Genomic DNA, 21,553 nt, shown 5'->3' on the forward strand with positions numbered 1-21,553 from the left:
CGATGGATTTCAGTGTGTACTTCTTCGCCGCGGACGACCGGCGGACACCGCGCGAGCGGTATCGGTTCATCCTCGACGTGGCCCGCTTCATCGACTCGCGCGGGTTCCGCGCGATCTGGGTCCCCGAGCGTCACTTCCAGGAGTTCGGCGGCAGCTTCCCCAACCCCTCGGTGCTGGCCGCCGCCATCGCGGCCGTCACCGAGCGGATCCAGTTGCGCGCGGGCAGCGTGGTCGTGCCGCACCACCATCCGGTGCGCATAGTCGAGGAATGGGCTCTGGTCGACCAGTTGTCCGGCGGGCGGGTGGGCCTGTGCCTGGCCACCGGCTGGCACCGCGGCGACTTCGTGTTCCAGCCCGAGCACTTCACCGACCGACGGGAGTACACCCTCGCCACCATCGACACCCTGCGAGCCCTGTGGCGGGGGGAGCCGACATCCTTCGAGGGGCCCGAGGACAGCACACTGTCGGTCCGCACCTACCCCCGCCCGCACCAGCCGGAACTGCCGCTCTGGATGGTGCACACGTCCAACCCGGAGACCTGGCTGGAGGCCGGCCGCCGCGACCTGGGCGTGCTGACGCTGCTGGACAGCTGGGAACGGCTGGCGGACAACATCGCCGCCTACCGCAAGGCCCGCTCCGCCGCGGGGCTCGACCCGGCCGCGGGTGTGGTCACCGTCGGCATGCACACGTACGTCGGCGAGGACGAGGAGCAGGTGTGGGCGCTGGTGCGCGATCCGGTGCGGCGCTATCTGTCCACGTTCCTCAGCCAGAAGCGCAGCGACGACACCTCGTCCGACATGTCGGACGAGGAGCAGGAACAACTCGCCGGCCTCGTGGCCCGGGACTTCTACGACCGCCGCTCGCTGCTGGGAACCCCGGCGAAGTGCACCGAGGTGGTCGAGCGGCTGTCCGGGATCGGTGTGGACGAGATCGCCTGCCTGGTCGACTTCGGACTGCCCTTCGACGAGGTGATGGCCGGCCTGCCCAGGCTGGACGCACTGCGCCGGACCTGCCTGCCGCCGGCTACGGACGACGACCGGCCCCGGCCGCGCACACTGGCGGGCTACTACGACCAGTGAGCGTCCCGGATCGGTGACCGCTTCGGACAGCGCGGTGCCCCGCCACGCGGGCGGGGCACCGGGTCCGTGTCAGCCGGCCTGTTCGACGAGGAGTTTCACCACCGATTCGCGGGAGGTCTGGAAGAAGAAATGGTCACCAGGTAGCGCGTTGAGGGTGAATTTCCCCGACGTGTGCACCTGCCATGCTTCCAGATCGGAAATTCGGCATTCCGTGTCCGATTTTCCGCCGAAGGTTGACAGTGGGCATTCGAGTGGTGGTTCCGGAATGTATTGATAGGTTTCCTCGACAGCGACGTCCGCCCGCATGGCCGGAACATATACCTCCTTCATTTCCGCGTCCTCGCGCAGTGCTTGCGGGACGCTGTGGCAGCGCGCGTCGAGCGCGTCGAGGAAGCTGTCGGCGGGCAGCTCGTGGATCGGCGCGTAACGCGGCGGAAGGTGCGGTGCGGGTTGCGCGGACACGGCGAGCAGGGCGGGCTGCCGCCCATGGTCCCGGCGCAGCCGACGAGCGATGTCGAACGCGACGAGCGCACCCGAACTATGCCCGAAGAGCGCGAAGTCGCTGTTCAGGGCCTCCGCGCAGGCGGCGGCCGCCGGTATGGTCAGCTCGCTCATCGAGGTGGCGAGCGGCTCCGAACGACGGACCTCGCGGCCCGGCAGGCGGAGCATCCACAGCTCGACGTCCGGCGGCAGTAGATCTGCGATGCCGTGGTAGGCGGCGGTTCCACTGCCGGCCCAGGGCACGGCCAGGACGGTCAGCCGGGGGTTCTGCCTGCGCCCGGCGCGGAGAAACCAGCGGTCGGAATCCAGCTGAATCTCGGTCATGTGCTGAGATGATAGAGCAGTGTGAGCCCGGGTCCGTCAAGCATTCGAAAGAATTCGCGGACGGATGCCGGAGGGTGTCCGCAGGGCGCCGAAAGAGTCCGTCGGAGATCGTTGATCGACTAGTAGGAAATTTGCTCCGGAGACTATTGTGCGGGCCGTGTTCGGATCGCTAGTATCGAGCGCTGTCGGGGCCCACGGAAATTTCATCAGTGAATTCTCACCGCCGTAGGAGGAATCGACTCATGCGCGATGCCAGGACTGACGGCGACGTGGACCGGCACTCCGGGTGGACCCTGCACGGACTGGCGCTGGCGCAGGCCGAGCAGCGCCCGGAGGCCACGGCCGTCCGGCACGCGGGCCGGGAGATGACCTACCGCGAACTCGACGCACGCAGTGCCGCCCTGGCCCGCCTGCTGCTGCGGCGGGGGGTGGGCCCCGGTGAACTGGTCGGGGTGTCCATGGCACCCGCTGCGGAGCTGGTGGTCGCGGTGCTCGGCGTCATGCGGGCCGGCGCGGCCTACGTCGCCGTCGACCCCGCGTATCCCGAGGAGCGGATCCGGTTCATCCTCACCGACAGCGGCGCCCGGACCGTCCTGGTGGACGAGGCCGCGGCCTGGGTCCCCGGTCTGGCGGGACTGGAGGGCCTGCGGGCGGACCGGACCACCGACCCGGACGGGACACTTCCGCTCCCGGAGGTCGACCCCGCCCAACTGCCGTACCTCATCTACACCTCGGGCTCGACCGGCCGTCCCAAGGGCGCCATGAACCGGCACGGCGGTGTGGCGCACACAATGCGGACCCTGGCCGAGGCGCTCGGCCTGGACCACACCGACCGCGTGCTCCAGGTGTCCTCCCTCAACTTCGACCTCTCGGTGATCGAGATCTTCGCGACCTTCGCCGTCGGTGGCACCGTGGTCATCCCGAGCGAGACCGACCGCACCGACCCGGGGGCGCTGCTGGATCTGCTGGCCGCCGAGTCGGTCACGACCTGGTCCTCGGCACCGGCGCTGCTGCGCCCGGTCACCGACACCGCCCGGCGGCGGGGGAACGGACTGCCCGCGACGCTGCGCACCGTGGTCCTGGCAGGCGACCGCTTCCCGCCCTCCATGGTGGCCACACTGGCCGAACTGGGCCCCGGCATCCGTGCGCACAACGTGGCCGGGATGACCGAGGTGTCCTGCTGCAGCACGGTGTTCGCGGTGCGCAAGGAGGACGCGGAGCGGGACGCGATCCCCTGGGGCCGCACCCTGCCGGGCCACACCGCGTACGTCCTCGACGACCAGGGGCGCACGGTGCGCGACGGCGAGCGTGGCGAGCTCTACATCGGCGGAGTGGGAGTGGGCCAGGGCTACTGGCAGCGCCCGGAGCTGACCCGCGAGCGGTTCCTGCCGGATCCCTTCGCCACGGCGGCGGGCGCGACCATGTACCGCACGGGAGACCTCGCGGCCGTCCTGCCCGACGGCGGCATCGAGTTCTTCGGCCGCCTGGACGGCCAGGTGAAGATCCGGGGCGTCCGGGTGGAGACGGGGGAGCTGGAGACGGCGCTGGAACAGCACGCGGACATCCGCGAGGCCGTCGTCGTGGCCCGCCATCCCCGGGTCGGTGAGGGTGTCCTCGTCGGTTACGTCGTGCCGGAGGCCGGCCGCTTGCTGACCCCGGCCCAGTGCCGCGAGCACTTGGCCCGGACGGTACCCGCGCACTCCATACCCACCCGCTTCTTCTTCCTCTCGGGTATCCCGCTGCTCCCGAACGGCAAGGCGGACCGCTCCGCGCTTCCCTTCCCCGAGGAGGCGGCACAGCCCGAACAGGCCGCCGCCGAACAGGGCGACGCCCTGCTGACCGCGGTGATCCGGGTCTGGGAGGAGGTCCTCGGCCGTCCGGGCGTCGGAGCCCACGACGAGTTCAGCGAGCTCGGCGGCCAGTCCCTGGCCGCCATGGAGATCGTCGGACGGATCCGTGAGGGCTGGGGAGCCCACACCGGCCTCGCGGCCTTCCTGGACCACTCGACCCCCGCACGCTACGCCGTGCATCTGCGCTCGGTAGGCGCCACCGCGCCCGAGAACTGACGGAACATCACCTCCATCCATCGCCAGAGAAGGGCACGCCCGATGACCACAGGTTCCGCCATCCCGCAGGCCGAACGGGAGATCGTCACCCGGATCGGCCGCTACTACGAGAAGGACGGCATGGCCGCCGACCGCGGAGAGGTGATCGGCTACCTGCTGATATCCGACCCGCCGCGTCAGCGTGCGTCCGACATCAGCGCCAGGCTGGGCATCTCCCGCGACGCGGTGGACAAGATGTCCGACCAGCTGGTCCCGGCCGAATTCTTCATTCGTGAGGACGCCGAGGACGGCGACTACTACCTCACCCTCCAGGACGCCACCTGGCCCCGGGTCATCCAGCACACCTTCCTCAGCTGGCCGAACTTCCACCAGACGATGGCGGAGGGCCTCAAGGCCCTCGAAGCCGAAGGCGTCGACTCGGCGCGACTGGCCCGGCTGCGGAACATGGAGAAGCTCTTTCGCTACCTCGCCGCCGAGATGCCGGCCCTCTGGCACCGCTACGAGAAGACCAGCGCCGACCTCGCCTGACGTGTCCTGAAGGGGGAACTCATCGATGCAGACACCGGCTTCGGCTGCCCGTCAGGCGGTCGACCCCAGGTGGGTGCTCCGCCCGGAGCCCCGGGACGACGCCGCGCTGCGGCTGCTCTGCGTGCCGTACGCCGGGGGAGGTACCACCGTTTTCCACGGCTGGGTGGCCGGACTGCCCGACTGGATCGACGTATGGCTCCTGCGGCTGCCGGGGCGTGAGGTGCGGCTGCGGGAGGAGCCGCGGACCGACCTGCTGGCCCTGGCCAGGGAGGCGGCGGGGGCGCTGGCGCCCGCTCTCGACCGTCCGTTCGCCCTGTTCGGCCACAGCCTGGGTGCGCTCATCGCCTACGAGGTCGCGCGGGAACTGCGCCGTACGCACCAGCTGGAAGCCTCCCACCTGACGGTCTCGGCGCGGAGCACACCGGAGATCCCCCAGCCCGGCCGGATGTCCCATCTGCTCTCCGACGACGAGTTCCTGGACGCCCTGGACCGTCGCTTCCGCGCCGTGCCGGAACAGATCCGCCGGGATCCGGAGATGCGGGCCCTCTATCTGCCGGTACTGCGCGGCGACATCACCATGCTGGAGACCTACCGCTACCGCGCCGAGCGGCCGTTGCGCTGCCCGATCACCGCGCTCTGCGGCAGCGAGGACCCAGAGGCGAGCGAGGAGGAAATGCGAGGCTGGCGGCACCACAGCAGGGGCGGTTTCGCCCAACACTCCTACAGCGGCGGTCACTTCTTCCTCCAGGAGCACCGCGAGTCCCTCCTCGACCGGCTGACACAGGACCTGGCACGCACGGTGGTGCCCTAGCCAGTCCAGTCCGCTCCCGTGCGGTCCGCTCCGCCCGGGACCGTTGATGTCAGCCCGTGCGCGCCGGGGCACCGATACGGAGGACTCCGGTTCCGCTTGTATTGCAGATACAGTATGTTCAGCATAGACTGAACATCATGGCTATTACACACGACGAGGCAGTGCGCTTCGCCGAGGACGTGGCCCTGTACTTCGAACAGGACGCCGGACTTCCGAGGATCTCCGGTCGCGTCATCGGGTGGCTGCTCATCTGCGATCCGCCGGAGCAGACGGCGGGTCAGCTGGCGGAGACCCTTCAGGCGAGCAAAGCGTCGATCTCCACGTCGACCCGGCAGTTGATACAGGCGGGACTGGTGGAGAAGGTCTCGGCCCCGGGTGACCGGCGCACGTACTACCGGATCAACGACAGCGGCTGGGTCGACTCGGTGTTCGAGCGGCTCGCGGCTGTCACCAACATCCTCAAGGTGCTGGAGAAAGGCAGCGAACTCCTCGCGCAGGACACACCGGCCCGCCGGGCGCGCCTGGAGAACGTCGCGGACCTGTACCGCTGGATGCAACGCGAACTTCCGCCGCTGCTCGCCCGTCACCGGGAGCAACGGCTTCTCAACGGAGGAAAGAAGTGAACTTAGCCGCCATCGAGACGTCAGGTCTCAGCAAGCGGTACCCCGGCGGCCGTGGCGTCGCGGATCTCGATCTCACAGTGCAGCGTGGAGAGATCTTCGGATTCCTCGGTCCCAACGGGGCCGGGAAGACGACGACCATGAAGATGATCCTGGACCTCATCCGCCCCACGTCCGGCACCATCCGGGTCCTGGGGCTCGACCCGGTCGCCCAGGGCGCGGAGTTGCGGGCGCAGCTCGGTTATCTGCCCGGTGAGCTCGTCCTGGACGGTTCCGAGAACGTCGGAGAGCTGCTCGGCTTCTTCGCCCGGCTCCAGGGCAACGTGGACCAGACCTGGGTGACCGAGCTTGCCGACCGGCTGGAACTCGACCGTTCCCGGAAGGTGAAGAACCTCTCCAAGGGCAACAAGCAGAAGGTCGGCATCGTCCAGGCGTTCATGCACCGGCCCGCACTCCTGGTGCTCGACGAACCCACCAGCGGCCTGGACCCCCTGATGCAGCAGGTCTTCCTCAACCTCGTCACGGAGGCCAAGACCAACGGGCAGACCGTCTTCATGTCCTCCCACATCCTCAGCGAGGTGCAGGAAGTCGCCGATCGGGTCGCCATCATCAAGGACGGCCGGCTGGTCACCATCAGTACCGTTGCCGCGCTTCAGCAGCAGGCCGTGAGCCAGGTGGAGATTCGCTTCGCCGAATCGTTCAGCACCGAGGACTTCGTCGGTCTCGAACACGTCGGCGCCGTCCGGGCCGACGGCCACACGCTGCACTGCACCGTCGACGGCAGCGTCGACGCCCTGGTCAAACAGGTCGCGCGTTACCGCGTCGAGGCCCTGTTCTGCCAGAAGCCGGACCTGGAATCCATCTTCATGGACGAGTACGTCAAGGAAGGCGCCCCCGTTGTCCACTGAACTCCCCGTGTTCGGCAAGGCGGTTCGCGACCAGCGGCGCGGGCTGCTGCTCTGGGGGCTAGGCGTCGCGCTGGTGACGGCCATCTACACCTCGTCGTACTCCCAGGTGAAGAACCAGGCCGACTCGCTGGACTCGCTCCCCTCCGGCATGTCCGGCGCCATGAACTTCGACGACCTGTCCAGCGGTGCCGGTTTCCTGGAGGGCACGGTCTTCGGCCTGCTCGGACCGCTGCTGCTCCTCATCTTCGCCATCTCCACCGGGACCAGGGCTGTCGCGGGCCAGGAGCAGTCCGGGGTTCTCGACCTCTATCTCGCCTATCCGATCACCCGCCGACGCCTCGGACTTGAGCGTTTCGGCGCCCTGTTCGTCGCCGTACTCGCCCTGACCGTGCTGATTGGCCTGGAGGTCACGGCACTGGCGTCCTCCCAGGACATGGACGTACCGGCCGGGAACGTCATCGCCGGCGCTGTCCAACTCGGCCTGCTGGCCCTGTTCTTCGGTGCCCTGGCCCTCTCCATCGGTGCCTTCACCGGGAGCAGGCCGGTCACCCTCGGCGCCACCAGTGCGGTCGCGGTGGGGACGTACGTGCTCAACGCGATCGCCTCGCAGATCGATGGCGCGCACTTCCTCCAGCGCATCACGCCCTTCTACTGGGCGCAGGGCACCCACCCGCTGCGCGAGGGCTTCGACGTCCTCGGCGTGATCGTCCTCCTCGCCGCCACGGCGGCGGCGCTGGCCGTGGGAATGCGGGCTTTCGCCCGTCGCGACATCAACGCCTGACCCACGGTTCGAACTCACCGCGCAACCCCTTGCCCGACCCTGCCGGGGCGTTTCCCGCCCCGGCAGGTGGTTCAGCACTGTCCTGTGCCAGTTGCTCGACCTCGTGGAGGCAGGTTCATGGCAAAGCCGGTGATCCCCGGGCTGCAACACTTACGCAGCGTCGAGCGCACCCAGTTCGCGGCCTACCTGGCCGGATGCGTGTCCTTCTCCTACGGTGCCGCGTGCTTCATCAGGTCGGATCTGGGCACCGACCCGCTCGACGTCTTCGCCCTCGGCCTGATTGAGCACCTGCCGCTGACCATCGGTCTCGCCCAGGCACTGTTCGCGGCCCTGTGCATCGCCGTCTGGGCGGCCTGGAACCGCTGCCGCCCGGTGCTCTCGCCGTTCGGCACCTTCCTCTTCTGCGGCAGCATGATCGACCTCATGCGTGCCTGGGACTTCGCCGGACTGCCTGTTCCCGACCCGGTCCTGATGGTGCTCGGCAGCCTGCTGTGCGCGTACGGGTCCTCGCTCATCATCATCAGCGGCGTCGGCATCCGGGCCATGGACCTCGTGGCGATCAGCATGACGGAGCACTGGCGCTGGCCGTTCTGGGCCGCCAAGTTCAGCACCGAACTGCTGCTCCTGGTCAGCGGTTACCTGCTCGGCGGCCCGGTGGGCATCGGCACCGTCTGCTTCCTGGTCGTGGTGGACCTTCTCGTACAGCCCTTGATGAGGCTCAACGGGAGTGTGCTGCGTCTGCGCAACGCGGGCATGCCCAGCCTGAGCGTTGCCAGAACCGCCGCCTGACACCCGTGGCAGGTCATCGCACCGCCGAGTGTCTGTTGCCTGCCTGCCTGCCGGTGGAGGCGAGTTCGGCCCGTGACGCTTGATCTCGGCCCGGATCCGAGGCGTCTGGCTCTGCACCAGCTGCCCGCCGAAGACGGGTGCCGTGAGGTTGATCCGCAGCGTGCGCTCCCACTGGTCGTCGCCGGTGTCGGCGGCGGACATCCTGTCCATGATGCCGGCGTTGTTGGCGGTGGTGACGACCTGGTCGATGACGTGTTGGTCGCTGAGGTCCCCGGCCACGGTGCCGGCGGCGGTGTTTTCGTCGGCCGCGGCCTTGCCGCCGGCGGCGTTGATGTCGGCGCGGACGAGGCGTGCGTCCTCCGCGGCGAAGCGCAGGGCGGCGGCGCGGTCGATGCCGGAGCCCGCACCGGTGATGACGACCGCCTTGCCGGAGAGGCCCGGCGCGAGCCTCATGACTGGGTTCTCCTTCAGTTGCTGATGACGAGCATGGCGCGGCGGTAGCGAGGGTCGTCGGCCAGGGCCTCGCACAGCCGGTCGGCGTGCGGCTCGTCGACCACCGCGGCGAAGGTGGGGTCCTCGATGACGTACAGATTGTGCTCGGCCATCAGCCGGGCCGCGTCCAGGGAGCCGCTGTCGACGCTCACCGACTCGTATTCCACCGCCAGGTCACGTGCGCGCACGGTCGGCTCCTCATCAGCTGGAACGTCTCCGGGACCCAGCGTCGTACGCGTCCCGCCCCGGCGGCAGGTCACCGCACGGAAACATACGCAACCTATGCGCCGTCCCCGCATGACGCGGCCAGGATCTGCGCCACCAGCCTGATGACGTCGTCGGGCGCCTCGTCCAGCAGCAGATGACCCGAGCCGTCCAGGACATGCAGGCTGGTGTCCAGATGCCGCTGCGCGACCGGCCGCACCCGCCGGGGCGGCAGGAAGACGTCGTGCCGCCCGGTGGCCACAAGACATGGCACGGACCGCCGCTCGGCCAGCAGCGCCGACGGCAGCGGGGGAGGGGCGAGACTGCTGCGGCAGCAGCGGGCGACCAGGGCCATCCATTCCGCGAGCTCGTCCGGCACCCCTCCGCCCGGCGCCACCATGTGACCCAGCACCCGGGCGGCCCGCGGCGCGGTAGGCCGGGCCAGCCACGGCACGGTGGCGGCCACGACCGCCGGAGGGACCAGCAGCCGCACCAGACCGGCGCTGGACAACAGGACCCGCCCGGCGATCCGCGGGGACGGGCAGGCGAGCACGATGGCACCGCCGAGCGAGTGCCCGACCACCAGGGCCGGCCCGGGCACCACCTCCTCCAGTGCCTCGGCCAGCCACCGCCCGTACCATGCCGAGCGCCGCCTGCGCGGACGGATATCCGCGCTCAGACCCGGCTGCCCGGGCACGTCGAGCACCACCGTCGGCCACCGGACGGCCAGCGCCTGCGCAACGTGCCGATAGACGGCGCCGTTCGTATTCGTCCCGGGCACCAGCACCACGGTCGGCGACTCGGCCACCGGCGCAGCGCCGACGGTGAGGACGCTGGTGACCCCGGCAGCCGTATCGATCTCCCGGCGCCGGTGCGGCATACCCCACTCACCCAACCGCTCGAGACACCAATCCCGTACCTGCTGACGGCACTTGGAACCGCGATAGATGGAGGGCATGTCGGCAGCGTACTCCCCCAGCCCGGCTCCGGAACCGGGCCGGGACTTGAGCGCTCGGGCCGGCATGAGTCAACGGCCCGGCCGCCGTAGCCGTCGCCTTCACTCCGGCGGTGAACCGGCGGAGACCTGGGATCGCCCGGCGCTGTGCGAGCACACGAACAGCACGCTGGGCTGGGGCTGCTGACCGGACTCGGACATGGCCTTACCACCTCCCTGACGGAGCCGTCACCGTCGACACCGGGTGGCGGCCAACGGAAAGCTACGCCGGGGCGCCCCGTCCGAGGAGGCTGCCGCCTGGGATGTCACCACCGTTCAACGCAGCCGAGCGGCTCAGGGCGTCCGGCGGGCGGTGATGGCCCGGCGTATGCCGTAGGCGGCGACGCCGAGAGCGAGGACTGCGGTGCCCCATGCGATGGAAGCGGCGGGCAGGGTGAAGGCCAGCAGCAGGCACCCGGTCAGGCCGAGCGCGGGGACGATGCGGGGCGGGCGCCTCTCGTCCGGAGTGAGTGTCCAGGCCGAGGCGTTGGCTACGGCGTAGTAGACGAGAACGCCGAAGGAGGAGAAGCCGATCGCGCCGCGCAGGTCGGTGGTGGCGCTCAGGATCGCGACGACGGCGCCCACCAGCAGTTCGGCGCGGTGCGGCACTTGGAAGCGCGGGTGGACGTCGGCCAGGACGTGCGGCAGATGCCGGTCGCGGGCCATTGCCAGAGTGGTCCGGGAGACGCCAAGGATCAGGGCGAGCAGGGAGCCGAGCGCGGCGACGGCCGCCCCGAGCCGCACGACGGGCGCCAGCCAGTTCGCGCCGGCGGCGCGCACCGCCTCCGACAGCGAAGCGGCCGCCTCTGCCAGCCCGACCGGGCCGAGCACGGTCAAGACGGCTACGGCCACCGCTGCGTATACGACCAGGGTGAGGGCCAGGGCGAGCGGGATGGCGCGGGGGATGGTGCGCGCGGGATCGCGGACTTCCTCGCCGAGGGTGGCGATGCGGGCGTACCCGGCGAAGGCGAAGAACAGCAGGCCCGCGGCCTGCAGGACGCCGATGACGCCGGCGTCGGAGCCGACGTCCAGGCGGGTCGTGTCCGTCGCCGAGGAGGTGAGGCTCGCGACCACGACCGCCGCCAGCACTGCCAGGACGACGGCGACGACGGCTCGGGTGAGCCATGCGCTCTTCTGGATCCCGGCGTAGTTGACGGCTGTCAGTGCCACCACCGCGGCGACCGCGACGGCGTGGGCGTGGCCGGGCCAGACGTACGAGCCGACGGTGAGCGCCATCGCGGCGCAGGAGGCGGTCTTGCCGATCACGAAGGCCCAGCCGGCCAGGTAGCCCCAGAAGTCGCCGAGCCGTTCGCGCCCGTAGACGTAGGTGCCGCCGGAGGCGGGATAGCGGGCGGCCAGCCGGGCGGAGGACGTGGCATTGCAGTAGGCCACCACCGCGGCCACCGCCAGACCGACCAATAGGCCGGAGCCGGCTGCGCGGGCGGCCGGGGCGAGCGCCGCGAAGATGCCGGCGCCGATCATCGAGCCCAGCCCGATCAGCACGGCGTCAGTGACGCCGAGGCGCCGCTGGAGCTGAGGTGATGCGGTCTCGGTGGGCTGACCCATGACGTGCCTCCGTCGTCCGGCGGTGGGGCCGCGATGGCCCCCGCCAGCAAGGTACATCAACTGTGTTTGATGTATTCTCGCTGTATGAGGTCCTCGGGTCATGCCGCCCCGGCGTTTGTGCACCTGGCCGCTCATCCGCTGCGGTGGCGGCTGCTGACCGAGCTGGCCGCAAGCGACTACCGGGTCCGGGAACTGGTGGAACGGGTCGGCCAGCCGCAGAACCTGGTCTCCTACCATCTGCGACTGCTGCGCGGAGGCGGGCTGGTCACCGCCCGCCGCAGCAGCTTCGACGGCCGTGACAGCTACTACCACCTGGACCTGGAGCGTTGCGCGCACGCACTCGCCGATGCCGGCACCGCCCTGCACCCGGCGCTGGGATTCGATCCCACCTCCTCGCCGCCGTCCACACCGCCACCCACGAGGTCCGCCGTGCTGTTCGCCTGCACCGGCAACAGCGCCCGCTCACCGATCGCCGAGGCGCTGCTGCGGCACCGCACGCACGGTCAGGTCGAGGTGACCAGCGCCGGCAGCCACCCCAAACCCCGCATCCACCCCGACGCGGTGCGGGTCCTGCGTGAGCACCACGGGATCGACATCTCCAGTCGGCGTCCGCAACACCTGGACACCTTGGCCGACCGCCGGTTCGACTACGTGATCAGCCTGTGCGACAAGGTCCGCGAGGTCTGCCCCGACTTCGGCGACCGCCCGCGGCTGGCTCACTGGAGTATCCCCGACCCCGCCCCGGCCGGCGGCGACGAACCGGCCGGCTACCCCGCCTTCGTCCGCACGGCGGCAGAGATCGACACCCGCATCCGCTACCTGCTGCCGCTGCTCGCCCGCACGCCACAGGAGGTCAAGCCATGACAAGGCCCGATCAGTTCGCCAGCGTCCGGTACCTCGTCGACGACGTCCAGGAGGCCGTCGACTTCTACACCACCCATCTGGGCTTCACCCTCCGCAGCAACCCTGCCCCGGCCTTCGCCGACGTGGTGCGAGGGCCGCTGCGGCTGCTGCTGTCCGGCCCCGCCAGCTCCGGTGCCCGCGCCACCCCCAGCGGCGCCGGCGCCGGACGCAACCGCATCCACCTGATCGTTGACAACCTCGACACCGAGATCGACCGGCTCCGCGACGCCGGACTGACCTTCCACAGCGATGTGGTCTCCGGCCCCGGCGGACGCCAGATCCTGCTCACCGACCCCGCAGGCAACCTCATCGAACTGTTCGAATCTGCCCATTAGGTGAGCCGCCTTCTTCTTCACTCCGGCCCCGAAAGGATCAGCGATCCGCGGCGTCGCCTATGGCCTCGGGCTGCTTCCCGGCCGCCCGCCTATGACCGAGCCTTTTCAGCGTGGCCACTGATCGGGTGACGGCTTCGGCGTCCGCAACGCACGAGGCTCCCCTGCCGTTGAGGGAGGTGTTCGACGTCTCAACTCATCGGCGCAGTAGCCTCGTTGGTTCCCAACCCTGCCGCACTCGACCTGCCCACGCCCTGGTCGAGTGGGTAACCATGCTCATCGTCACCCGCGAGGGTGAACGCCGCTGCAAGCTCCACCGCACCAGCCCTGGTCGGCCTGGTGTACCTGCGCCGGCACGACACCCTCGCCCAACTCGCCGTCGGCTTCGGCATCTCCGTCGGCACCGCCCACGCCTACACGGCAGCCGTCGTCGACCTGCTCGCCGACCGCGCGCCCGGACTGCTGCGCGCCCTGCGCGAAGCCGCCCCGGACTACGTCCTGATCGGCGGCACCCTGGCAGAGTGCGACCGGGTCGGCGACAGCCGGGCCGACTTCTCCCACAAGCAGCGACGACATGGGGGCGCAGAGGCGACCAGCTACCACAAGACGGAGTTCGGGGCGAAGTACCACCAGTGCTTCGAGAAGACCGGCCCGGACGGGCAGCCGACAACGCGCGCACGCGACTCGTGCGCGGACGGGCGCGGTCGGTGGTGGCCATCGGTGTACTCCTGACGTGCGGCTCAGCGTACGGATCCGGCCATCACGCGGACGGCGGGGGCCGGCGTATGCATCCAGTGATCCACAGGCCCCGGGTGGTGCGCACGCTGAGAGGAACGTCTCCGCCGGTCCTCGCCGCCCCTTGTCGCCATCGGGAGCGGGCTCGGCGACGCGGACGAGGAGCAGACTCGCCTATGGCGGCGAGGGCTGCCAGGTGAGGGAGACTTCCGTGCGGCTGCTGTCAGGGCTGGGTCCGTAGGTGCGGCCGACTGACGCTGCTGGGCCCGCGTCCGCGCTGGCCGAATTTCGCTGAAGCGTGCGGGTCAGCGTTCGGCGCCCCGCTTGAAGGTCGAACGGGCCCACTGGTAGCCGACCAGCCCGAGCCGGCGCACAAGGCGGGAGCCGTCCACGCGTCGTTGCCGATCCATTTCCGCACGCAGTCTGGACCGTGCGTCCGTACCCGTCGAGTCACGCGTCCGGGTGAGTGCGAATGAGCGTGTCGAGTCGCTGCCATGCCGGAGATGAGGCGTTGACCGTTCCCTGGATGAGGGCGGGGATCTCGGAGGTTGCATCGAGCTGGGGCGGTTCGTCGGGTCCGTAGCGTTCCCGGGTCGCCTCGACGATCCGGCGGGCGAGGTCGTCGATGCGGGGATCGTCCTCGTCGAGGTCGTGCGCGTGGTCGTAGTCCAGGAAGAGCTGCCGCAGCGCCGGGTCGGCCAGGGTCTCGGCCTGGTCGTGAAACAGGGTGATCGCGCGGTCCGGGTGGGTGGCGAACACGAGGATCCACAGGTCGCGTTGCAGGTCCACCCAACGAGGGGTGAACCCCCAGCGGGCCAAATCCTCCAGATGGGCACCGACCTCGGCGGGCAGCGGCGCCAGCTGCCCGGCGGCGAGCCGGCGCAGGCGCTCCTGCGTTGTCCGCAGGCCACGGATGCGGGCCGTGAGCTCGTCGTCGATCTCGCGCAGCGCCTCCTGGAACTCCTCGTCGGGCGCTGATCGCAGGTCCCGGATACGGGCCAGGGGCACGCCGGCTTCGGCAAGCGTCCGGATCTTGATCAGGGCGATGGCATCGTTCGCGCCGTATCGCCGGTAGCCGGACGCATCGCGGTCGGGCTCGGGGAGCAGCCCTTTGTCGTGGTAGACGCGGATGGTCTTGATCGACACTCCGACGTACCTCGCCAGCTGCCCGATGGTGATCACCCGGCCATCGTCCCACTTGACCCTTCCCCTGGGGCAGGGTTGCAGCATGGCGTCATGTCGAACATGAATCCCGATCGGGAGACCCTGCGCGAGCTGGCCGATGAGGGCAACGAGACCGCTTTGGACCGGCTGGCCGACCTCGCCGACACAGCCGGCGACCTCGGGGAGCTGAGCGAGCTGTTGGACGAGGGGTCCATGCACGCCGGGTTCCTGCTCACGCGACGCGCGGTGGCGACCGGCGACCTGCGCGAACTGCAACGGATTTCCGACGCCGGGTACGACGAGGCCGGCAACGAGCTGGACCGGCTGTTGAAGGCACCGGCCGACGGGACGCAGGACTGAGGATCCGAGCGGCCGCTGCGGTGGGGTCCAGGCCGTGGCCATCGGGTTCGGCTCGCCGCTGGCGTGCTCGGGCCAACTGTTCGACATGGCCGAACCCGGTGCGCGTGAGCGATAGGCGGTGAGGAGGGCCGGCGCCTGCTGCGGATCATCCGCTGAGGTACCGGTTCGGTGGTCACCCGGCGCTCGGATGGTGCTTCTGTCCGCCCAGGGTATGGCGGTGGCGAGGACCGCCGGGCGACGTTCACTGTGCGACGGCCGGGTCGACATGGCCGGCACGATGACGAGCACGAGGCCGGTGACCGTACAGATGAGCGGCTGCTCTCACTCCAGACCGGAAACCTTGAACACCGTCCGGGCCGTCTCCCGGTCGATCCGCTGCGACAGCCGGAGCAGCGTGATTGTCCCGCACGTCAGTGATCCGCGGTTGGCGGAGACGTGCGCGTCCTCGTTGAGGCGGTGCCACAGCGGTGGGTTGGCGATCAGAACGCGGGGGTCGATTTCGAGCCGCCCGCCGAACGTGTCGCGCAGTACGAGCCGCTGTCCGACACCGTCCAGGCATCGGACGGACACCAGGTGGCCGGTGTGGATCCGCCGCTCCCGCAGCAGCCCGCGCGAGGCCAGCCAGCCCTCGCCCGCAGCCACCCGAGGCGGGAACAGCACCAGGAAGAACACGACGGCGAGGGCGGCCCAGAGCGCGCCGCGCCAGAGTGTGCAGCTGCCGGCGACCCAGTCGATCACTAGCAGGAGGCTGAGGAGAACGGCTGAACAGTGGATCGAGCTGCGTAGGTCCGCGGCCCAGAGGTGGTCGTATGCCACTTCGGAGGGCTGGTGCGCGAGAGCCCTGACCGCGTCGTCCCGCGGATCGTCGGCGTGTCTCATGGCGCTGACGCTAGGTACCGAGACGGCCGACGCCTCGCGTCTTGATGTCTCCCTGATGAGCCCCCTGCCCGATTTTGACGCCACGGCCATGGCGGGCGCGGGAGCCAGGTTCTTGGCTCGCGACCGTCGTGTACGTCACGAGGGCGTCAACGCCCCGCCAAAGTTGGACGGTTCAGCGCGAAGAATGCGCAAGGAGCCTGTGTACGCAGCCGGAAGCGGGCGGAACCTGGGCTGGCCCGCGCACCGCCTCCCCGCGTGCGCGGGCCCTACGTGGTACCTGGCCGTGAGCGGTCGTACGTGACAGCCCGCATCCCATGTCCGTTCTGACCGCCGAGACCGGCGCAGCCCCCGCCGACGACGATCCCCCGGATACCGGCGAGCGCCACCGGCTCACCGCCCTCACGGGGCTGGCCGCCCTCTCACTCGACGCGATGGCCTCGGTGGCGTACGGCCCCGAGGCGATCGTCCTGGTGCTGGCCGCCGCCGGTGCGCACGGCCTCGGCTTCACACACGCATCTGGGCGTGCGGACGAGTCTGGTGGCCGCCACCTCGCTCGTCCTGGACTACGTGCTCAACGTGGCGGTGGTCGTGACCGCCGGTGTCGCTGCCCCGGCCTGTACGGCGAGAGGCTGTGGCTGTGCCTGGCCGTGCTCATCGTGGTGGGGCTGTTCCGCTCCGCGCCCGTGAGTACTCACGCCGCGTCCGGACACGTCTCGGTCCTCGCCGACAACGCCACCACCGTTGGTGCACTGCTGCTGAAGGCTTTCGCCTCCGGGTGCAGCGCGCTGACGGGCGTCGAAGCCCTCGCCAACGCCGTGCCGTCGTTCCGGGTGCCGCGCGTCAGGCGGGCCCAGCGGGCGGAGGTCGCCCTCGGCGGCGTGCTCGGTGTGATGGCCGGGCTGCTGGTCTTCTCCGGCGGCAACACGAACACCCTTGTTCCGCTGTTCGCCATCGGCGTCTTCGTCGGCTTCACCATCGCCCAGGTCGGCATGGTCCGGCACCGGCGGCGAGCGAGGAGAGGGATGGCACGGCAAGGCGGTGCTGAACGGCCTGGGCGCGGTCCTCACGGGGGTGTCGGCCGTCGTGGTCACAGTGACCAAGTTCGAGGAGGGTGCCTGGCTGCTCGTCATCGCCCTGCCGCTGCTGGTCGCCGCATTCGAGGCGGTGCACCGGGCGTACACGCGAATCGGCGAGCGGCTCGGCCTGGGCCGCACACCGGAGCCGCCGCACCGAGACCGATCCGTTGTGATCGTCCCGGTGTCCAACCTGTCCCTGCTGACCTGCGAAGCCATCGCCGCGTACGTACGAGGGGTCGCCGGGCGGGGCGCGGTCGTCGCGCATGCCGTACGCCAGGACACGGACGCGGTGATCTGCCCCGGGAGGAGCTGGTCCGGCACCCGCGGGGGAGCCCGGCGTATGGGTTCCGTCAAGAGTGAACGGGCCGCCGTATGGGAGGCGTCAACGGCGGCCGCATCGGGTCGGTGAGGCGCTTTCCTCTAATCGTCCGTTCGATCCGAACCTCATCTAGGAGCTCGCGATGGCCGATCTGGCCTTCGTCGTCACCACGATCGCGGTCTTCGCGCTGGTGGCTCTCGTCGCCAAGGGGGTGACGAAGCTGTGACCGTCGAGAACATCATCGGCCTGATCGTGGCCGTCGCCCTGCTGGGCTATCTCGTCCTCGCCCTGATCTTCCCGGAGAGGTTCTGAGTCCTGATATGAGCCCCGTCCTCGCCGGTGTGCTCCAGTTGCTCGCGCTGATAGCGGCGCTGGCCCTGGCATACCGACCGCTCGGCGACTACATGGCCCGGGTCTACTCCTCCGACAAGCACCTGCGTGTCGAGAAGTGGATCTACAAGGGCATCGGCGCCAACCCGAACACCGAGATGCGCTGGCCCGCCTATCTGCGCGGCGTCCTCGCCTTCTCCGCGGTGAGTGTTCTCTTCCTGTATCTGCTGCAGCGCGTGCAGGGCAGCCTGCCCGGCTCGCTGGGCTTCTCCTCGATCGACCCCGACCAGGCGTTCAACACCGCGGCCTCCTTCGTGTCGAACACCAACTGGCAGTCGTACTACGGCGAACAGGCCATGGGTCACGTCGTGCAGACCGGCGGGCTGGCGGTGCAGAACTTCCTGTCCGCCGCGGTCGGGATCGCCGTCGCGGTGGCTCTGGTGCGCGGCTTCGCCCGCTCGCGGACCGGGGAACTGGGCAACTTCTGGGCCGACATGGTGCGCGGTGTCGTCCGCATCCTGCTGCCGCTCTCAGTGGTCGCCGCGATCGTGCTGGTCGCCTGCGGTGCCATCCAGAACTTCTCCGGGATCCACTCCGTGGGCCAGTTCATGGGCGGCTCGCAGGAGTGGAACGGCGGCGCGGTCGCCTCTCAGGAGGCCATCAAGGAGGTGGGCACCAACGGCGGCGGGTATTTCAACGCCAACAGCGCGCATCCCTTCGAGAACCCCAACGCGTTCTCGAACCTCTTCGAGATCTTCCTGCTTCTGCTGATCCCGTTCGCGCTGACGCGGACCTTCGGCCGGATGGTCGGCTCGCTGCGGCAGGGCTACGCGATCCTCGCGACGATGGCGACCATCTGGGTCGGCTTCATCTGCCTGATGTGGTGGACCGAGTTCACCCACCACGGTCCGGCGTTCGAGATCGCGGGCGGGGCGATGGAGGGCAAGGAGACCCGCTTCGGCATCGGCGCCTCGTCGATCTTCTCGATCTCCACGACGCTCACCTCGACCGGTGCGGTGGACTCCTTCCACTCGTCCAACACAGGTCTAGGCGGCGGGCTGAACCTGCTGGGCATGCAGCTCGGCGAGATCGCACCCGGCGGTGTGGGCTCCGGCCTCTACGGCATGCTGATCATGGCGATCATCGCGGTGTTCATCGCCGGCCTGATGGTCGGCCGCACGCCCGAGTACCTGGGCAAGAAGATCGGCACGAGCCAGATCAAGCTGGCGGCCTGCTACATCCTCATCACCCCGGCGCTGGTACTCATCTTCACCGCCGCGGCGATGGCGCTGCCGACTCCGGGCAACTCGATGACCAACTCGGGCGCGCACGGTTTCTCCGAGATCCTGTACGCGTACACGTCGGGCGCCAACAACAACGGCTCGGCCTTCGCCGGTCTGAACGCGGACACGCAGTGGTTCAACACCACGATCGGCATCGCGATGCTCCTCGGGCGTTTCCTGCCGATGGTGTTCGTGCTGGCGCTGGCCGGCTCGCTGGCCGAGCAGAAGCCGGTGCCGGCTACCGCGGGCACGCTGCGCACCGAGAAGCCGCTGTTCACCGGGCTGTTGGTGGGCGCGATCCTGATCATCACCGGTCTGACCTACTTCCCGGCCCTGGCGCTGGGACCGCTGGCCGAGGGGCTGGCGTCATGACCACCGACGTAACGAATCAAGAGGACTCGATGTCCACCTCGACTCCGACACTCGCTCCCCACCAGGACGCGCCGACCGGCCACAAGACCGGCGAAGGCCGTGTCGGCGCGGGTCTCTTCGACCCCAAGCAGCTGCTCAGGTCGCTGCCGGACGCTCTCCGCAAGACCGACCCGCGGGTGATGGTCAAGTCACCCGTCATGTTCGTCGTGCTGGTGGGGTCCGTACTGACGACGGTGTTCTCGTTCAAGGATCCAGGTGACTGGTTCGGCTGGGCGATCAGCGCCTGGCTGTGGCTCACCGTGATCTTCGCGAACCTGGCGGAGGCGGTCGCCGAGGGCCGTGGCAAGGCCCAGGCGGACACCTTGCGCAAGGCCAAGACCGACACGGTGGCCCGCCGGCTGTCCAAGGACAGCGGGGCCGAGGATCAGGTGCCCGGCACCGAGCTGACCATCGGCGACCTCGTCGTCTGCGAGGCGGGTGACATCATCCCCGGCGACGGTGACGTCGTCGAGGGTGTGGCGTCCGTGGACGAGTCGGCGATCACCGGTGAGTCGGCCCCGGTCATCCGGGAGTCCGGCGGCGACCGCTCGGCCGTCACCGGCGGTACGAAGGTGCTGTCCGACCGCATCGTCATCAAGATCACGACGAAGCCGGGCGAGACCTTCATCGACCGGATGATCAACCTGGTCGAGGGCGCGGCGCGCCAGAAGACGCCCAATGAGATCGCGCTGAACATCCTGCTCGCCTCGCTGACCATCGTCTTCCTGCTCGCGGTGGCCACCCTGCCGCCGTTCGCGGACTACGCGGGCACGCATCTGACCATGGTCGTGCTGGTGGCCCTCCTGGTCTGCCTGATCCCCACCACGATCGGCGCCCTGCTCTCCGCGATCGGCATCGCGGGCATGGACCGGCTGGTGCAGCGCAACGTCCTGGCCATGTCGGGCAGGGCGGTCGAGGCCGCGGGCGACGTGTCGACCTTGCTGCTCGACAAGACCGGCACCATCACACTCGGCAACCGGCAGGCCGCCGAATTCGTACCCGTACGTGGCACGACCGAGGCCGCGCTGGCGGATGCCGCCCAGCTGTCGTCGCTGGCCGACGAGACGCCCGAGGGCCGCTCCATCGTCGTACTGGCGAAGGAGAAGTACGGGCTGCGCGAGCGTCACCAGGGTGAGCTGTCGCAGGCCGAGTGGATCGCCTTCACCGCCCAGACCCGTATGTCGGGCGTGGACGTCGACGGGCGCAAGATCCGCAAGGGCGCGGCCGGTTCGGTCATCACATGGGTGAAGGAGCAGGGCGGCGCGGTCGCCGAGGACGCCGATATCCTCGCCAACCGGATCTCGGAGGCGGGCGGCACTCCGCTGCTGGTCGCCGTCGAGGACGACAAGGGCGCCCGCGTCTTCGGGGTGATCCACCTCAAGGACGTCGTCAAGGAGGGCATGCGCGAGCGGTTCGACGAACTGCGCCGGATGGGCATCAAGACCGTCATGATCACGGGCGACAACCCGCTGACCGCCAAGGCGATCGCGGACGAGGCCGGCGTCGACGACTTCCTCGCGGAGGCCACCCCCGAGGACAAGATGGCCCTCATCAAGCGCGAGCAGGCGGGCGGCAAGCTCGTCGCCATGACCGGCGACGGCACCAACGACGCACCCGCGCTGGCGCAGGCCGACGTCGGCGTGGCGATGAACACCGGGACGTCGGCCGCCAAAGAGGCAGGCAACATGGTCGACCTCGACTCCAACCCGACCAAGCTCATCGAGATCGTCGAGATCGGCAAGCAACTCCTCATCACCCGGGGCGCGTTGACGACCTTCTCGATCGCCAACGATGTCGCCAAGTACTTCGCGATCATCCCGGCGCTGTTCGCGGCGGTGTACCCCGGCCTGGACAAGCTCAACATCATGAACCTGTCCTCGCCCGACTCCGCGATCCTGTCCGCGGTCATCTTCAACGCGCTGATCATCATCGCGCTGGTCCCGCTCGCCCTGCGTGGCGTGCAGTACCGGCCGGTCAGCGCGGACAAGATGCTCCGCCGCAACCTCGGCATCTACGGCCTGGGCGGGCTGATCGCCCCCTTCATCGGCATCAAGATCATCGACCTGCTCATCTCCCTCATCCCCGGGATCGGCTGACC

At 69.5% G+C, this 21,553-nt stretch carries 20 protein-coding genes and 3 pseudogenes; 16 read left to right on the plus strand and 7 right to left on the minus strand.

All coding sequences use genetic code 11. The annotated features are described in order from the left end of the window. Positions 1–2 precede the first annotated feature (2 nt). Entirely contained in the window at positions 3–1,079 is a 1,077-nt protein-coding gene (locus Q4V64_RS42710; RefSeq protein ID WP_124444609.1) for a MupA/Atu3671 family FMN-dependent luciferase-like monooxygenase, read from the plus strand. 69 nt (positions 1,080–1,148) lie between these two features. Here the strand turns inward: Q4V64_RS42710 and Q4V64_RS42715 are convergent, their stop codons facing one another. Further along, entirely contained in the window at positions 1,149–1,904 is a 756-nt protein-coding gene (locus Q4V64_RS42715; protein ID WP_124444610.1) for an alpha/beta fold hydrolase, read from the minus strand. A gap of 242 nt (positions 1,905–2,146) precedes the next feature. On the opposite strand from Q4V64_RS42715, the gene Q4V64_RS42720 reads away from it, so the two are divergent. The 7 genes from Q4V64_RS42720 (at position 2,147) to Q4V64_RS42750 (ending at position 8,407) form a co-directional block, all read left to right on the plus strand. Beyond that, entirely contained in the window at positions 2,147–3,970 is a 1,824-nt protein-coding gene (locus Q4V64_RS42720; protein ID WP_124444611.1) for a non-ribosomal peptide synthetase, read from the plus strand. 42 nt (positions 3,971–4,012) lie between these two features. Continuing rightward, complete coding sequence (locus Q4V64_RS42725) at positions 4,013–4,498, plus strand: hypothetical protein (protein WP_124444612.1); 486 nt, start codon at positions 4,013–4,015, stop codon at positions 4,496–4,498. Between the two features lie 25 nt (positions 4,499–4,523). Further along, a complete protein-coding gene (locus tag Q4V64_RS42730; protein ID WP_124444613.1) occupies positions 4,524–5,309 on the plus strand; it encodes an alpha/beta fold hydrolase in 786 nt (261 codons plus the stop codon). Positions 5,310–5,446: 137 nt separating this feature from the next. Further along, complete coding sequence (locus Q4V64_RS42735) at positions 5,447–5,932, plus strand: MarR family transcriptional regulator (protein ID WP_124444614.1); 486 nt, start codon at positions 5,447–5,449, stop codon at positions 5,930–5,932. After that, a complete protein-coding gene (locus Q4V64_RS42740) occupies positions 5,929–6,837 on the plus strand; it encodes an ABC transporter ATP-binding protein (protein ID WP_124444615.1) in 909 nt (302 codons plus the stop codon). The genes Q4V64_RS42735 and Q4V64_RS42740 overlap by 4 nt, the downstream gene beginning before the upstream one ends. Beyond that, positions 6,827–7,618: an ABC transporter permease subunit gene (locus Q4V64_RS42745; RefSeq protein ID WP_124444616.1), complete on the plus strand. Its 792-nt coding sequence runs from the start codon at positions 6,827–6,829 to the stop codon at positions 7,616–7,618. The genes Q4V64_RS42740 and Q4V64_RS42745 overlap by 11 nt, the downstream gene beginning before the upstream one ends. Before the next feature lie 117 nt (positions 7,619–7,735). Continuing rightward, entirely contained in the window at positions 7,736–8,407 is a 672-nt protein-coding gene (locus Q4V64_RS42750; protein ID WP_124444617.1) for a hypothetical protein, read from the plus strand. Between the two features lie 118 nt (positions 8,408–8,525). Here the strand turns inward: Q4V64_RS42750 and Q4V64_RS42755 are convergent. The 4 genes and pseudogenes from Q4V64_RS42755 to Q4V64_RS42770 form a co-directional block, all read right to left on the minus strand. Then, a pseudogene (locus tag Q4V64_RS42755) lies at positions 8,526–8,860 on the minus strand (SDR family NAD(P)-dependent oxidoreductase); the annotation flags it as partial. Positions 8,861–8,874: 14 nt separating this feature from the next. Beyond that, entirely contained in the window at positions 8,875–9,087 is a 213-nt protein-coding gene (locus tag Q4V64_RS42760; protein WP_124444618.1) for a hypothetical protein, read from the minus strand. A 92-nt stretch (positions 9,088–9,179) separates the two neighbouring features. Continuing rightward, positions 9,180–10,061: an alpha/beta hydrolase gene (locus tag Q4V64_RS42765; protein WP_124444619.1), complete on the minus strand. Its 882-nt coding sequence runs from the start codon at positions 10,059–10,061 to the stop codon at positions 9,180–9,182. A 330-nt stretch (positions 10,062–10,391) separates the two neighbouring features. Then, complete coding sequence (locus Q4V64_RS42770; RefSeq protein ID WP_124444620.1) at positions 10,392–11,663, minus strand: APC family permease; 1,272 nt, start codon at positions 11,661–11,663, stop codon at positions 10,392–10,394. Positions 11,664–11,747: 84 nt separating this feature from the next. Here Q4V64_RS42770 and Q4V64_RS42775 point away from each other — a divergent pair, with 84 nt between their 5' ends. The 3 genes and pseudogenes from Q4V64_RS42775 to Q4V64_RS42785 form a co-directional block, all read left to right on the plus strand. Beyond that, positions 11,748–12,527, plus strand: coding sequence for an ArsR family transcriptional regulator (locus Q4V64_RS42775; protein WP_124444621.1), 780 nt, complete (start codon positions 11,748–11,750; stop codon positions 12,525–12,527). Further along, complete coding sequence (locus Q4V64_RS42780; RefSeq protein WP_124444622.1) at positions 12,524–12,901, plus strand: VOC family protein; 378 nt, start codon at positions 12,524–12,526, stop codon at positions 12,899–12,901. Before Q4V64_RS42775 ends, Q4V64_RS42780 begins: the two co-directional genes overlap by 4 nt. Before the next feature lie 213 nt (positions 12,902–13,114). Then, positions 13,115–13,477 (plus strand): annotated as a pseudogene (locus Q4V64_RS42785) (transposase family protein); the annotation flags it as partial. A gap of 606 nt (positions 13,478–14,083) precedes the next feature. Here the strand turns inward: Q4V64_RS42785 and Q4V64_RS42790 are convergent. After that, positions 14,084–14,815, minus strand: a complete 732-nt coding sequence (locus Q4V64_RS42790; RefSeq protein WP_124444623.1) for a MerR family transcriptional regulator — start codon at positions 14,813–14,815, stop codon at positions 14,084–14,086. A gap of 54 nt (positions 14,816–14,869) precedes the next feature. Here Q4V64_RS42790 and Q4V64_RS42795 point away from each other — a divergent pair, with 54 nt between their 5' ends. After that, the gene (locus Q4V64_RS42795; RefSeq protein ID WP_172629540.1) at positions 14,870–15,157 is read left to right on the plus strand and encodes a hypothetical protein; all 288 of its coding nucleotides are present in this window, start codon (positions 14,870–14,872) and stop codon (positions 15,155–15,157) included. A gap of 321 nt (positions 15,158–15,478) precedes the next feature. On the opposite strand, the gene Q4V64_RS42800 is transcribed toward Q4V64_RS42795, so the two are convergent. Then, positions 15,479–16,036, minus strand: coding sequence for a hypothetical protein (locus tag Q4V64_RS42800; RefSeq protein WP_253267400.1), 558 nt, complete (start codon positions 16,034–16,036; stop codon positions 15,479–15,481). A 314-nt stretch (positions 16,037–16,350) separates the two neighbouring features. Between Q4V64_RS42800 and Q4V64_RS55630 the strand changes: the two are divergent. The 4 genes and pseudogenes from Q4V64_RS55630 to kdpB form a co-directional block, all read left to right on the plus strand. Continuing rightward, positions 16,351–17,329, plus strand: a pseudogene (locus tag Q4V64_RS55630) (amino acid permease); the annotation flags it as partial. A gap of 324 nt (positions 17,330–17,653) precedes the next feature. Then, positions 17,654–17,743 (plus strand): K(+)-transporting ATPase subunit F, encoded by a 90-nt coding sequence (kdpF, locus tag Q4V64_RS42815; RefSeq protein ID WP_124444624.1) that lies wholly within the window; start codon positions 17,654–17,656, stop codon positions 17,741–17,743. 8 nt (positions 17,744–17,751) lie between these two features. Continuing rightward, positions 17,752–19,416, plus strand: coding sequence for a potassium-transporting ATPase subunit KdpA (gene kdpA / locus Q4V64_RS42820; protein WP_124444625.1), 1,665 nt, complete (start codon positions 17,752–17,754; stop codon positions 19,414–19,416). Next, positions 19,413–21,551: a potassium-transporting ATPase subunit KdpB gene (gene kdpB / locus Q4V64_RS42825; RefSeq protein ID WP_124444626.1), complete on the plus strand. Its 2,139-nt coding sequence runs from the start codon at positions 19,413–19,415 to the stop codon at positions 21,549–21,551. The genes kdpA and kdpB overlap by 4 nt, the downstream gene beginning before the upstream one ends. Positions 21,552–21,553 lie beyond the last annotated feature (2 nt).

Source organism: Streptomyces sp. NL15-2K (genome assembly GCF_030551255.1).
Lineage (GTDB): Bacteria > Actinomycetota > Actinomycetes > Streptomycetales > Streptomycetaceae > Streptomyces.